This window comes from Micromonospora trifolii (assembly GCF_050516465.1).
GTDB classification, from domain to species: Bacteria; Actinomycetota; Actinomycetes; order Mycobacteriales; family Micromonosporaceae; genus Micromonospora; species Micromonospora trifolii.
The window spans coordinates 1,477,842-1,490,697 of record NZ_CP191526.1 but is presented as its reverse complement, the minus strand read 5'-3'; the positions used below and the strand labels follow the sequence as shown (position 1 = coordinate 1,490,697).

General features: G+C 67.1%; 8 protein-coding genes and 2 pseudogenes. 6 read left to right on the top strand and 4 right to left on the bottom strand.

The annotated features are described in order from the left end of the window. Positions 1 to 47 precede the first annotated feature (47 nt). The 3 genes and pseudogenes from ACQRWP_RS06805 to ACQRWP_RS06795 form a co-directional block, all read left to right on the top strand. Positions 48 to 674: pseudogene (locus ACQRWP_RS06805) on the top strand (IS5 family transposase); the annotation flags it as partial. 1,341 nt (positions 675 to 2,015) lie between these two features. Beyond that, positions 2,016 to 2,429: a PH domain-containing protein gene (locus tag ACQRWP_RS06800; RefSeq protein WP_430501289.1), complete on the top strand. Its 414-nt coding sequence runs from the start codon at positions 2,016 to 2,018 to the stop codon at positions 2,427 to 2,429. A 161-nt stretch (positions 2,430 to 2,590) separates the two neighbouring features. After that, complete coding sequence (locus ACQRWP_RS06795) at positions 2,591 to 2,863, top strand: hypothetical protein (RefSeq protein WP_430501288.1); 273 nt, start codon at positions 2,591 to 2,593, stop codon at positions 2,861 to 2,863. An 11-nt stretch (positions 2,864 to 2,874) separates the two neighbouring features. Here the strand turns inward: ACQRWP_RS06795 and ACQRWP_RS06790 are convergent, their stop codons facing one another. Both ACQRWP_RS06790 and ACQRWP_RS06785 read right to left on the bottom strand, forming a co-directional pair. Further along, positions 2,875 to 3,396 (bottom strand): DUF2716 domain-containing protein, encoded by a 522-nt coding sequence (locus ACQRWP_RS06790; RefSeq protein ID WP_430501287.1) that lies wholly within the window; start codon positions 3,394 to 3,396, stop codon positions 2,875 to 2,877. 751 nt (positions 3,397 to 4,147) lie between these two features. Further along, the gene (locus ACQRWP_RS06785; RefSeq protein ID WP_430501286.1) at positions 4,148 to 8,020 is read right to left on the bottom strand and encodes a ThuA domain-containing protein; all 3,873 of its coding nucleotides are present in this window, start codon (positions 8,018 to 8,020) and stop codon (positions 4,148 to 4,150) included. A gap of 913 nt (positions 8,021 to 8,933) precedes the next feature. Here ACQRWP_RS06785 and ACQRWP_RS06780 point away from each other — a divergent pair. The 3 genes from ACQRWP_RS06780 to ACQRWP_RS06770 all read left to right on the top strand — a co-directional run bounded on the left by ACQRWP_RS06780 (position 8,934) and on the right by ACQRWP_RS06770 (position 10,553). Continuing rightward, the gene (locus tag ACQRWP_RS06780; RefSeq protein ID WP_430501285.1) at positions 8,934 to 9,329 is read left to right on the top strand and encodes a hypothetical protein; all 396 of its coding nucleotides are present in this window, start codon (positions 8,934 to 8,936) and stop codon (positions 9,327 to 9,329) included. A 229-nt stretch (positions 9,330 to 9,558) separates the two neighbouring features. Further along, on the top strand, positions 9,559 to 9,765 hold the full coding sequence (locus ACQRWP_RS06775) for a hypothetical protein (RefSeq protein WP_430501284.1): 207 nt from the start codon (positions 9,559 to 9,561) through the stop codon (positions 9,763 to 9,765). Positions 9,766 to 10,190: 425 nt separating this feature from the next. Next, positions 10,191 to 10,553, top strand: a complete 363-nt coding sequence (locus tag ACQRWP_RS06770) for a VOC family protein (RefSeq protein ID WP_430501283.1) — start codon at positions 10,191 to 10,193, stop codon at positions 10,551 to 10,553. A gap of 1,078 nt (positions 10,554 to 11,631) precedes the next feature. Here the strand turns inward: ACQRWP_RS06770 and ACQRWP_RS06765 are convergent. Both ACQRWP_RS06765 and ACQRWP_RS06760 read right to left on the bottom strand, forming a co-directional pair. Further along, positions 11,632 to 11,928 (bottom strand): annotated as a pseudogene (locus ACQRWP_RS06765) (LuxR C-terminal-related transcriptional regulator); the annotation flags it as partial. Between the two features lie 173 nt (positions 11,929 to 12,101). After that, positions 12,102 to 12,485: an NB-ARC domain-containing protein gene (locus ACQRWP_RS06760; RefSeq protein WP_430501282.1), complete on the bottom strand. Its 384-nt coding sequence runs from the start codon at positions 12,483 to 12,485 to the stop codon at positions 12,102 to 12,104. Positions 12,486 to 12,856: the final 371 nt, after the last annotated feature.

Sequence of the window (12,856 nt, the reverse complement as noted above, 5' to 3'; positions counted from 1 at the left end):
ACGATGTTGGGCGTGTCCTCGGGACACGAGGATCGTTCTGTCCGAACGTGAGGAGGGGTGAGCAGCCGCCGTGGATCGTCTCGGACGAACTCTGGGCCGAGATCGAACCACTGTTGCCACCCCGACCACCACGCCGGCACCGGTTCCCCGGCCGCAAGCCCCTCGACGACCCCAGAGTGTTGTGCGGGATCCTGTTCGTGCTTCACACCGCGATTCCGTGGGAGTACCTGCCCCAGGAATTGGGGTTCGGCTCTGGAATGACCTGCTGGCGCAGGTTGCGGGACTGGAACGACGTCGGCGTGTGGCAACGACTGCACGAGATCCTGCTCGGCAAGCTGCCGGCCACCGATCAGCTGGACATGTCGCGGGCGGTGATCGACGGCTCCCACATCCGAGCGCTCAAGGGCCGCCCAAAACCGGTCCGAGCCCGGTCGACCGCCGCAAGCCAGGCTCGAAACACCACGTCATCACCGACGCGGGCGGCATCCCCCTCGCCGCGTCCCTGACCGGCGGCAACCGTCACGACGTCACCCATCTACTGCCCCTGATAGAGGATCTACGCCGACCGGGGCTACGACTACGATTGCTACCGACGCCAGCTACGCGCCAAGGGCATCACCCCGGTCATCGCCCGACGCGGCGCCGACCACGAGTCCGGACTCGGCACCCGACGCGAGTACGGCGACACGGACCCGGTCGCTGCGGCCCTCGCCGGCACCACCGCGGTGCTGATGGTCTCTGCCGCGCAGAGCGACGTCCCGTTGACCGTCCCACCGTCGAGTGCGCTGGTGCTCGTGCTTGAGGCCACCGCATGGGCTGCGGCCTGCCCGGCAAGCTTCACAGGAGAAGAACTTGCTCCTGGCTGATCCGCCACGGCACCAGCAAGCAGCAGCCGACGACGAGTTCCTCCAGGTCCTCAACGCTGGCGCACGCCATTTACGAACCCGACACCGGTCGGCGTCGTGCCATCGAAGCCGGTCTGCAAGCCACTCCGAACCATCGCCGTCCGCGCGGAGGTACGGGTCAGCCCAGGCGGTCCCAGCGGCCACGATCCGCCGGTGCGGGGTGCTGGCGAAGACCCAGATGCCGTCCCCGGCCCGGATCTGATGGAAGCAGGAGGAGAGGTGCCAGTCGTCGTAGGCGCCGTCGGCCGGCAGACTCCCAAACATCTCCAGCACGTCCTGGTCGTAGCCCCACACTTCGGTCCGGTCGTTCACCGGATAGATCCACTCGGCGGCCGGGCGCACGGCCCAGCACCTCATCGACAAGCCGGTGGCTGTGCCCAGCGCCCTACACGGTCCGCGCGGTGAGGAGAGCGGAGGTCAGGTGCCGGACTGCGGCAGCCAAGCGCTCATCGGCGAACGCCGCAACCAACTGGTCGTACGGGCCGCGCACCCGAGCCTGGTCCGGTCCCGCGTCTCGGTAGTCCGACCGCTCCTCGGTGAGGCCCGGAAACTCCCGGGCCAGGGCTCGGCCGGCCGGCCAGTGCCGGCGGAGCACGGACCGCCGGACGACGACGAACCCCTCGACTATGTCCTGGTTCTCCGGATCGGCGCCTGCACGGCGAACTGCTGGTGCTCGGCGTGCACATAGCCGCATCCACGGTGTGGCTGACCTCGGCCGGCCGGATAGTCACACCTCGATCACGCTGTGGAACAGCAGCAGGGCGCTGCCAGCGGCACCGCCGCCCCACAACAGCGCTGTCGGGACAGAATGTTCGGCCAAGTACGACAGTGCGCCGGCAAGTCCTCGGTCTACCTGGCCGAATCCCACATGACCTGCCCATACGCCTCTCGGCATCTCTCAGTGTCGGTGGTCGCGGTCCGACCTCTTGAGGACTTGATGAAGACTGCTGCAGATCGCCCGTGCGACCACCTGATCCGTAGCCTCGGCGAGGCTGTTGTCCAGCACCGTGCAGCTCGGTCGGTACCAGCGTCCCGGCCCGCAACAATGGGTGCGACATGCCTCAGCCGGCGCAGCCTAAGGCTGCTCGATACCCCGTATGATCCCGGCTCGTGTATCAGGTCTGGAAGGTTTCACCGCTTGGGCGGTTCGGCGTACTTGCTCTCATTGCCCTGCTGGGCACCTTTACGTGGCTGGCTTGGGGCAACGTGTTCGTGAGTCTTCTCGCGGGCCTCGGCGGGCTGGTCAGTTGGTTCCGATTCGCCTTCCGCCCCGCAGTGACCCTGACGGACACTGACGTGATCGTGCGGAACCCCAACGGCTCGCAACAGGTCAGCCTCAGCGACGTGGCGAAGGTCGAGCCTGGATATGGCGGTTTGACCATCACGACCTCGACGGGTGAACACGTCGTCGCGTGGGCGGTGCAGAAGTCCAACCTCGCCAAGTGGACGGGCAGGCATACTCGGGCGGACGAGGTAGCGGCCTCGATCACTGCGGCCAGCCGAAGTCGCGCTGTGACTCGGTAAGGAATCTGCCACTGCTACTGCCACCCGACGGCCCATGGCGGCGATATCTGCTGGCTTGGCTGCGCGAGCTGCTGCCCGACCGCTGTGAGGGTGTCCACGGAGACGGTCCTCCGGAGCTTCCCGGGTTAGGGTGACCGTCAGTGTTGTGGGAGCCTGTCGCGATGTCGCGTGCACGCCTGCTGACGGTCGTCGGGGTCCTCCTGATGCTGACCTCGTGTCTGCTTCCCTGCCTTACGATCGTGAACGGGATGACCCTGCCTGACCAGGACCCGACGCCTGAGGCCATCCAGCAGCAGGACGCGGACGCCCTTGCGTTCGAGCAGAGGTTCGAGGTGGTTGCCTGGATCGCTGCCGCTCTGGCGATCCTTGGCCTCGCAGCCTTCATCTACGCGTGGAAACACCGCCGGCGGTCAACCAACCTCCTTAGGCAGTAGACCTCGGACGATTACAGGCGTGAACGCTTGACCGGCATCCAGCTTGTGAGCAGGGGCTGCAGCTGTGGCATCAGGCGGGGGCCGAAGATGCAGAGGGTCTGTTCCCAGGGGTGGCCGAAGGTGCCTTCGGTCATGTCCTCCGTGAGGAAGGCGTAGTAGTCGCCGTCGGGAAACACCTCGACCGGCCACGCCTGCCTCGCCGGCCACATCTGGTCGTCGCCTGTGGCCTGGCGGTGGGGCCAGAACCAGTAGCTGGGATGTTGCCAGTCCAGCACGAGGAGCCGCTCGGAGGCGGGGAAGGCCTGCGTCATGGCCAGTAGCGCGAGGGCGTTAATCGCCGCTTGGCCGGCCGCGAACGTGGGGCGCGGGCTGGCGAACAGTGGACCGAGGTCGATGGTGACCGAGGGCCGGGGCTCGACGACCGCGGAACCCGGTTCGGTGTAGCGAGGAGTGAAGTCGAACCTGGCCTCGAATGGCGCCCAGAAGTCCTCGTAGCGCTCGCTTGAGATCTCTTCCCAGGCAGGTGCTATCACCGGAGGAACCTACCCCAGGTGCGGATCTCCTCGTCGGGCAGTCGTAGACCGTCCAGCCTCCCCGGGACGGGGCCAAGGTGGAGCGCCCTACCGGACGAACGACCTTGGCCCCGTCCGGAGAGGCTGGTAGCCCTTGGGGTGCACGATGAGAGGATCCGCAGGCGGCATCTCTGAGGAGGGTCGGGGTTCGGGGCAGAGCCCCGAGGTTTCAGAGTCTTGTCGTCCGTCAGCGTGGCCGGCAGGCCCGGCCGATGCCCGCCGGAGGTCGCCAGCAGGCCGGGGCGGGCCGGCGCGGCCCGCTTGCGGGCCGCCTTGATACAGCAAGAGAAGAATCCGGCAATCAACCACACTGGCCGCTGAAGCTTGACCGTTGGTCAAGCAGCGCTAGGCACGCTTCAACTTGACTGATCTTGGTCCCCAGAACGGCGAAAGGGCCGACCCGATTTCCGGATCAGCCCTCTGACCTGCGTCGGGACGGCCGGATTCGAACCGACGACCCCTTGACCCCCAGAGATCCAGCCCACCTATTGGCACCCGCCGGAAAGTGCCACACGGTGGCGAATGGGCAGGTCAACGGTCAGGCAACCAACGACGTCTGCCGGTCCATGCCCGACCGTCCGTCCTTGAGACGGTTGTGAGAGATCGAAGCGGCACCGGCCACCGCCGCCCGTCATGTGGCGGTGGCCGGGACAGACCAGGGGCGCAGGGACCTTCGAGGGTCCCTGCGCCCCATCGTGCGCGGTCTACCCGATCAGCTGTAGACCTCGAACTCGAACAGCGAATATCCCCAGGCTGTGGCGCGGGCCGTACCGTTGATCCGCACGTAACGACCCGTGGCGGCCAGCGCGGTGTTGTCGTCCACCCCACCGTCGCCACCGGCGATCGTCCGGGCTGTGGTCCAGGTTGTCCCGTTGGCCGACGTCTGGATCTGGTACCCCGAGCCGTACGCCCCCTCCCAGGTCAACTTGACCCGGTTGACGGGGTACGACTGACCGAGATCCACCTGGATCCACTGCGGGTCGGCGAAGGCACTCGCCCACCTGCTGGTCAGCGAACCGTCCACCGCGGCGGAGGCCGGGTAGGCGACCGCCTCGGTGCTCGACGCGGTCGCCGGCTTGTTCAACGCCAGGTTGCCCGCAGGCGGCTGTGTGACGCCACCCCCGTAGACCTCGAACTCGAACAGCGAATATCCCCAGGCCGTGGCGCGGGCCGTACCGTTGATCCGCACGTAACGACCCGTGGCGGCCAGCGCGGTGATGTCGTCCACCCCACCGTCGCCACCGGTGACTGTCCGGACCGTGGTCCACGTCGTCCCGTTGGCTGACGTCTGGATCTGGTACCCCGAGCCGTACGCCGCTTCCCAGGTCAGCTTGACCCGGTCGATGGAGGTCGACTGGCCGAGGTCCACCTGGATCCACTGCGGATCGCTGAAGGTGCTCGCCCACCTGGTGGTCAGCGAACCGTCGACCGCAGCCGAGGCCGGGAATGTGCCGGACTCCGTGCTCGACGCCGTCACCGGCTTGTTCAACGCCAGGTTCCCCGATGGCGGTTGCGTGGTGCCGGAGGTGAACGTGAAGTCGTCGATGTCGAACAGCGATCCCGCGCCGCCGGTGAACACCAGGTACAGCTGGTGCGTTCCGGCCGGTGGGCTGATCGTCCCGGTGACGTCGGCCCACGTCTCCCAGCCACCGGTCGGGGCGACCTGCACCGTGCCGGCCACCGGGCCGGTCGGTGAGTCGACCCGCACGGTCAGCGTGCCACCGACGCCGGCCGAGGCGACCCGCGCCTTGATACCGGTGACGCCGGCCAGGTTGTACGGCGTGAAGGAAATCCAGTCACCGTTCTCGATGTACCCGATCGCGTTGCCGCCGTGGGCGCTGGGCTTGGCGGCGAGCTGGACGCCGTTCATGGTGCCGAAGTGCTCGGCCTGCCGGGTCCGCGGCTGCAGCACGTGCTGGTCCTGGACCGCGACCCCGCTGACCGGGGTGTACACCGCGGCGAGCACCCCGAAGATGTTCGCCGACGCGTCGTGTTCACCATCCACCGTGGTCTGGATCGACCCGGTGCAGCCGTTCTTGCTGGTGATCGGGTGACCGTGACTGTCGTGGCCGAGGATGTAGTTGAGCTGGACCCGGTTGCAGTCGATGGTGCCGGCGTTCGGATCGGTGACCCTCACCTCGTACGGCACCAGGTCGCCGAACTGGAACACCGATCCGTCGGCCGGTGTGATCAATTGGATGGACGGTCGGCCGACCCCGATGACGGTACTGGCCGTCGAGGTTCTGCCGCCGGGGTCCCGTACCGTCAGCGTCGCGGTGTACTCGCCGTTCGCCGGGTAGGTGAACGTCGGGTTGGCCGCCGTGGAGTCGGTGCTGCCGTTACTGGTGAAGTCCCAGGCGTACGTGATCGGGTCGCCGTCCGGGTCGTTGCTACCCGCCGAGCTGAACTGCACGGCCAGCGGCGCCGCGCCGGAGGACGGGGCGGCGCTGATCTGCGCGATCGGTGCCCGGTTGCCGCCGGTGTTGTACTCGATCCGGTAGAGGGCCGAGTTGGCGTCGCCGCCGAACCAGGTGGTGCCGTAGTCGAGCACGTACAGGGCGCCGTCAGGCCCGAACTCCATGTCCATGATCGCGGTCCCGGACCACGGGATCGGCTCGATCGCGCCGGCCGTGCCGTTGGCGTTCAAGGTGACCGCCTTGATCCAGCGACTGGTGAACTCCCCGAGGAAGACCTTCCCGTTGTACGACGCCGGGAACTTCACGTCGGAGGCCAGCGCCGGGTTGAAGGTGTAGACCGGACCGCCCATGGGCCCGCCCCCACCCAACTCGGGCCGCCAGGGCCCCTGCCCGCCGTAGGGCAGCCAGGCCGCCTGCGACGGCGGCAGCGTGGTGATGCCGGTGTTGTTCCGGGAGTTGTTCGTCGGCCCACCGGCACAGTTGTACGGGCCGGACGACGGCCCGCTGGGGAACGTGAACTCCTGGTAGGGGGTGTTGTAGTTGGAGCAGTACGGCCAGCCGTAGAAGCCCGGCTGGGTGATCCGCTCGAACGAGACGGTGCCCGCCGGCCCGCGCTGCGGGTCGGCAGAGCCGGCGTCGGGGCCGTAGTCACCGAGGTAGACGATCCCGGTTGCCTTGTCCACGCTCATCCGGAACGGGTTGCGGAAGCCCATGGCGTACACCTCGGGCCTGGTGTTCGCCGTGCCCGGGGCGAACATGTTGCCGGCCGGGATGGTGTAGCCGCCCGTCGCACCCGGCTTGATCCGCAGCACCTTGCCGCGCAGGTCGTTGCTGTTGGCCGAGGTGCGCTGCGCGTCGTAGGCGGGGTTGCGGTCGGCCCGCTCGTCGATCGGCGCGGAACCGGCCGAATCGAACGGGTTGGTGTCGTCACCGGTGGACAGGTACAGGTTGCCGGCGGCGTCGAAGTCGATGTCACCGCCGACGTGGCAGCACAGCCCGCGGCTGGTCGGCACGTCGAGGATCGTCACCAGCGAGGCCGGGTCGATCGTGTTGTCGTCCCGCACGGTGAGCCGGGCCAGCTTGTTGGAGCCGTTGAATGGGGCGAACTGCGCCGCTGTGCCGGTGGACGGAGCGTCGCCGCCCGGCGTGCTGAGCGGCGGCGCGTAGTAGACGTACACCCAGCGGTTGCTGGCGAAGTTCGGGTCGGCCTTGATGCTCTGCAGACCCTCCTCGTCGTGGCTGTAGACCGGCAGCGTCAGAGCGATCTTGGTGTTGCCGTTGACGTCGGTGTACCGGATGACGCCGTTCCGCGAGGTGTGCAGCACACCCCGGTTGGGCAGCACGGTGAGGCCCATCGGTTCACCGGTCTCCGCCACGCCCTTGGCCAGGTTCACCTGGTTGAACGTGCCGACGGGAGCCTGCACCGAGCAGTTGCCGATGTTCTGCGCGGCGTACCTGATGCCGCCGAGCAGGTGGGTGCGGAAGTTGGCCTCGGTGTAGCTCTCCTGGGTGTGGCCGAGGCCGGTGTACCAGGAGCGGCCGCCGTCGTAGGGCCGGCACCACGAGATCGGGTGGTCGCCGTTCATGGTGCCGCCGGTGTACGTGGCCTCGTTGAGATTCGCGAGGACGTGCACCTGCGAGCGGGGGTTGGTGCGGTAGTTGTACAACTCGTCGGTGCGGTTCCAGTTCACCGGGATGCCCGCGTTCGAAGGGTGGGCGGTGTCCTCGATGCGGACGGTGGCCGGCTGGATCGCGGGGTGGCTGGAGAAGTAGGCACCGACGAGGTTGCCGTACCAGGGCCAGTCGTATTCGGTGTCGGAGGCGGCGTGCACGCCGACATAACCGCCGCCGGCGCGGATGTACCGCTCGAACGCGGCCTGCTGGGTCGAGTCGAGCACGTCGGCGGTCGTGGACAGCCAGATGACCGCTCTGAACCTGGCCAGGTTCGTGTCGGTGAACTGGGCGGCGTCCTCGGTCGCCTCGACCGTGAAGTTGCCCTGCGTGCCCAGTTGCTGGATCGCAGTGATCCCTGCGGGGATCGCGTCATGCCGGAACCCCGCGGTCTTGCTGAAGATCAGCACCGAGAAGTCGGCCGCGAATGCCGGGGCGACGTTGACGCCCATCCCGGCCAGTACAAGAGCGACGATTAGCAGCACTCTGCGAATCATGATCGGTTGGTTACCTCTCGTGAGGAAGCAGCCGAAACGTGCGCCGATCACGTCTCGAACGTGGCCGCGGTAGGCGGCCCCGCGCGGGTAGGTCCCGGGACGCGCGCATAGCGGTGCCGCGCTTGTCCCGGCGATGGAGGGTCGTCGGCGCGTCGCGCCTATGTGGTGGTCGCGCGGCGCCGTGATGGGGGATGGGGTGGGGTCGGGTGGACGTGGGCGGCTGTTGACGACGCCTGGTCGGGGGTGCAGCGCCGTCATCTTCTTTGACCTCTACCCTCGGGAGAGCGCTCTCTCATCGAGGTTTGGAAAAGCTAACAGATTCGTCATCGCCCAACAACGGTTTCATCGACCGCCGTGAAATCCGACTGCCGAAGTCCGCCCCGGTCGGGTAGGTGGCAGCGACGAGATGATCCACGCGCTCGGGCGCAACGAGATCGAGACCGACTGTTTCCCGACAGACTGGATCCGGTCGTCGCCGCTGCCCTGCGGGGCGAGGGGCGTGGCGGAGATGCCCGGCAGCAGGCCGCTGGCGCTCGAGCGACTGGGCACCGACCACGGGAAGCGGCAACCTCCCGCACCCGCCCTGTCCAACGATGCGCATGGATGACAAACCTGGTTGCCGACCCCGGCAATCGGGGGTTTTCGGGGGCGGTTCAAAAACCCCATAGACAAACTTAAAGCCCTGACCAGCATTTCCGCTGGTCAGGGCTTTTGTCCGTCGGGACGGCCGGATTCGAACCGACGACCCCTTGATCCCCAGGTAACCAACACAACTGCCCGACCTGCTCCCCTACGGCAGGTGAGCGGCGAGAGAAGTCTTCAGGCGTCCACGGCTGTCCGCCGATGTCGGTGCCGGTCGTCACTCAGCTAGTCACCCAGCTCGACTCCTGCGCAGCCGGGATAGCCTCCCAGCATGCGTCACCTCACCCGGCCGTTCGTCCTCGGCGCACTCGCCCGCAGGAAAGGCGTTGAGCAGTTCGTCGGACCCATCACCCTGGGGCGCGAGCGAGGCATCCGCTGGGTTGCGGTCTGGCCTTGGCAGGACGGCTACAACGTGTCCGTCCATGACGTACAGGACCTGGACGACGAGGACTACCACGACTTGTCCGTGTTCCCGCCCCTCGACCCCGAAGACGAAGACGACACGGGCTACGGCCGCGCGATCGGCCACTTTCAAGACCCGGCCGAGGCACTGTGGCTGGCAGAGCAGGACACCGGGGCGAACCCAAATCGGTGGGTCAACCACGGGGTTGCCGGGGATGACTATGCGGACTTCGTCTTGGCGAGGCGAGCCCAGCAGCAGCCCTGACCGCTGGTGGGACGGTAGAGCACTAGCTTGGGAAGCGCCTTGATTCGTACGGTGGGTAGTCACGTCACGCGAGACACAGCTACAGGGCGTCGACTGCAGGACCGGCTGGGTAACGGTGTGGCCCCATGTTGGCCGCTGCGTCGGGCACGGACCGGGCACGCCAATCGCACGCACGTTTCTCGGCGGGCGACGCTAGCCCTCCGCTGGCCGGGACATCATTATGGTGGGTATGAGGAGAAGCCTCCCGCTGGTCGGCCTGGTCCTGGGAGCGCTCGGTGGGGTGCTCTGGGGCTGGTTGGGCGGCGACGGGTACGAGGCAGGAGACTCGGCGCTGGGCACCGGCCTGATGGGAGCCATCGTCGGGCTGCTGATCGGGGCCGTCGCGTACGGCCTGGCAGGTCGCGGCAACCGGGACAGCCCCAGCCGGGACCGCTGAGAGAGGAGCATCATCGACTGCATCCGGCGGCTCCACGGACGGACTCATGTTGCGGTCGGGTGCGGCTGAGACATGCGGTTCAACAACTACAGGTAAAAGCCCTTGGCCATCGCTGGTCGAAACGATGTGACGCTGCGCCAGCGGAGTGACGGACGCGCGCCTAGGCGGCGGCGCGTGCGGCCCGTTGCGGGCCGCCTTGAAGACGTACAGAAACTTTGCCGGCGGCTCGTTGTCCTGCGCTGTCGTGCTCCGCTTGATGCTCTACACGGTGACTTCAGTTGCTGGGTTACACAGGGCCTTGAGCATGCCGGATACGGACCGTGACGCCGACTGTCCACGACGGCTGGTGTGCCAGGCATCCGCTTCTGCCGAGATGAGTGCGTCCCAGTGGGAGCGGGCTGCACATCGTCGCTATGGTCGGTGTCGTGGAGACACTGGGCCGACTTGCCGGAGTCACGGTCGACTGCCGGGATCCGCAGCGACTGGCTGACTTCTGGTCCGTGGTGCTTGGAGGACGCGTGACGGAGTCTCTTCCCGGCTGGCGGCGCGTCACTGTCGCCGCGGGCGGCCCGGTGCTGACATTCCAGCCGGTCCCGGAGCCCAAGGCCGGCAAGACGCGACTACACCTCGACATCGCCGTTACCGACGTTGACGAAGCGGTCGATCGGATCGGGATGTTGGGCGGGCGGTGGACAGGTGAACGGCATGACTACCAAGAGGGCGCAGTCCTCGTCATGACCGACCCGGAGGACAACGAGTTCTGCGTCGTGCAGTACTACCGGGTGTGATCTGGTTAGGCTTTCGACCGAGCATCCGAGACCTGCTGACGGCGTCGTACGCATCGTCGTCGTTGCACACTGATCACAAGCGGCCGCGAGAGTGTGGAGCCGTCGACACACTCTTCTGCCGCTGATCGCGCGTCTCGACCGGTGTCGAGGATCGCATGCCCTAGCGATAAGCGGCACGCCAGTTGCGCACCGTGACAGCCGAGCCCGGAGAGAGCCGGCCAACTGTCACCCTTCAAGTGAAGTTGATGTGTAACGGATCAAGTGGAGCCCGGCACTCGGTGTCCTGCGCCGGGTAACGCTTGACGTCGTAGCCTCGGACGACGCTTGATGATCGCGAGGCGACAACCGCGCGACGCGGCATGTCAGTGCATTGCGGGACGCCAGGAGGAGACGCGCCCAGTTGAGCATTACGGCCTGAAGCGCGTGGGGCCAGTGGCGCAGAAGGACGTAGTTGCCGCTTCCCCGCCAGCCAGACACCGGCCATCCACCAACGCTCTGTCCTGCAGAGGCTCACCGAGATCGACCGCGTAGGGAATCTGATCATTGGCGGGGCACGCTGCAAAACGCGGCCGCATCGTAGCGACGCTGAAAGTCACGACGACCTCGAACTCACTCATGTGGATTTCCGGTGCCAAGACCTCCCCCGTGATCCCGTTGTTGCAGTCCAGTCGCGAGACGAGCGCAGTGAACCTTGTGGACGATCTCTGAAGGCGCTGGTCCGGACCGAGACCCCAGACAGCAGCATCGCCACCCGTGCTCGCCTGTCTCGATGTAGTCGGCTCGGGCTCAGAGGCCAGACCTGACCTTGCAGTAGGTGGTTCTGTGGCGGCCCCACATGCCACCGTCAGGGCCGCCAGGGACGTCCACACCAACACCGAGACAAATCGAACTCGCGTCACCACGTCTATAAGACCTCATCTCGCCTCCGTCGGTTCCACCCCAACCTAGGAACGCACGATCTCCACACTCGGCATGTGCGGACGTCTCGCCAGCGCGGCCCCGCAGGCAAGCGCTGGCGGTCAAGCGCCTTGCTGCTGCGTTCGGGCCGCCTCGCTGAAGGAAAGGGCGCAGGCCAGGGTCAGGAGCGGAGGAACGTGAGCACCGCCAGCACACGCCGGTGGTTCTCCTCGGCCTGCGGCAGGTCCAGCTTCTGAAAGATGTTACGGATGTGTTTCGCGATCGCCGCCTCGGTTACCACCAGTCTGGCGGCGATCGCGGCGTTGGAGCGGCCCTCCGCGACCAGCGCCAGCACCTCGCGCTCGCGAGCGGTGAGCGGTCCCAAGGGGTTCCGCCGCCGGCGCAGCATCTGCCGCACGACCTCGGGATCCACGACGGTGCCCCCTCCCACGACCCGGTTGAGGGCGTCGAGAAACTGGTCGAGCCCGGTGCCGAGGACATTGAGCGCCTCGCCAGTGGTCATGGCGTCCACGAGGATGTGAGTTCCGGTCGCGGGGACGGTGCTGCGATCGCGGGTGGTGATCAGTAGACGGACGCCCCGAGCGGCGGCGGCGAGGAACGGACGCAGCTGCGAGGAACGCCAGATGTCGTCTACCACGAGCAGCGTCGAGGGCCCGCGCACAGGTCATTGAGCCGTTCGGCGAGCGCCGGCCCGGTGGTTTCCTCTCCGAGAGTTGTCCAGAGGACGCCGCCAGGAATCTGCCGCTCGATTCCGGAGAGCCGACAGACCTGGACCGCGATCGTCGTCTTGCCGAATCCGCCGCCGCCGACCAGGGCCACGACCACTCCGGCTGGCCCGGCGGAGGGCTGCGTGAGCGCGGCCGCAACAGCGGCCTGTGTTCTGGGCCGGTCGATGATCCGGAAGAGCGGCGCCGGCAGCGCGGCCAGCCGATCAGTGCGCGACTCGGGCCGGGATCTGCCACCACTGCCGAACCACCAGGCCAGGACCGAGATCGGCAGCATAACGACGGTCACCACCCAGCTGGCGGTTTCCACAGCGCCGCTGCCGTTACCAACCGTAGCCGCCCCGACCCTGTTATTGACTCTCAGAAATGGCCGATGAGCTGCACAGACACGATCCAGTAATGATCGCATCTTGGCACTGGTTGTCATCCGCAGGTGGGGTTTTCGGGGGTGTTAACGGGGGGCAGGCCGACAGGCCGTCACCAGGACCCCGCCGCACCCCACTCCCCCACCAAGGGACCTACAGTCATCAAGAAAACGACCATCGGGAACCGCGTACCGTAGGGACGGGGTTCGTGTCGGTGGGGCGACAGAATCTATTGCCCCACCACCGGCGATGCACTTTCCAACGTCGGCAAGAGCTGCGGTCACCGTCCCCGGTA

Coding starts and splice junctions, on each gene's coding strand:
- ACQRWP_RS06780 (WP_430501285.1), top strand. CDS start 8,934: ATGCGTCACCTCACCCGGCCGTTCGTCCTCGGCGCACTCGCCCGCAGG.
- ACQRWP_RS06775 (WP_430501284.1), top strand. CDS start 9,559: ATGAGGAGAAGCCTCCCGCTGGTCGGCCTGGTCCTGGGAGCGCTCGGT.
- ACQRWP_RS06785 (WP_430501286.1), bottom strand. CDS start 8,020: ATGATTCGCAGAGTGCTGCTAATCGTCGCTCTTGTACTGGCCGGGATG.
- ACQRWP_RS06795 (WP_430501288.1), top strand. CDS start 2,591: ATGTCGCGTGCACGCCTGCTGACGGTCGTCGGGGTCCTCCTGATGCTG.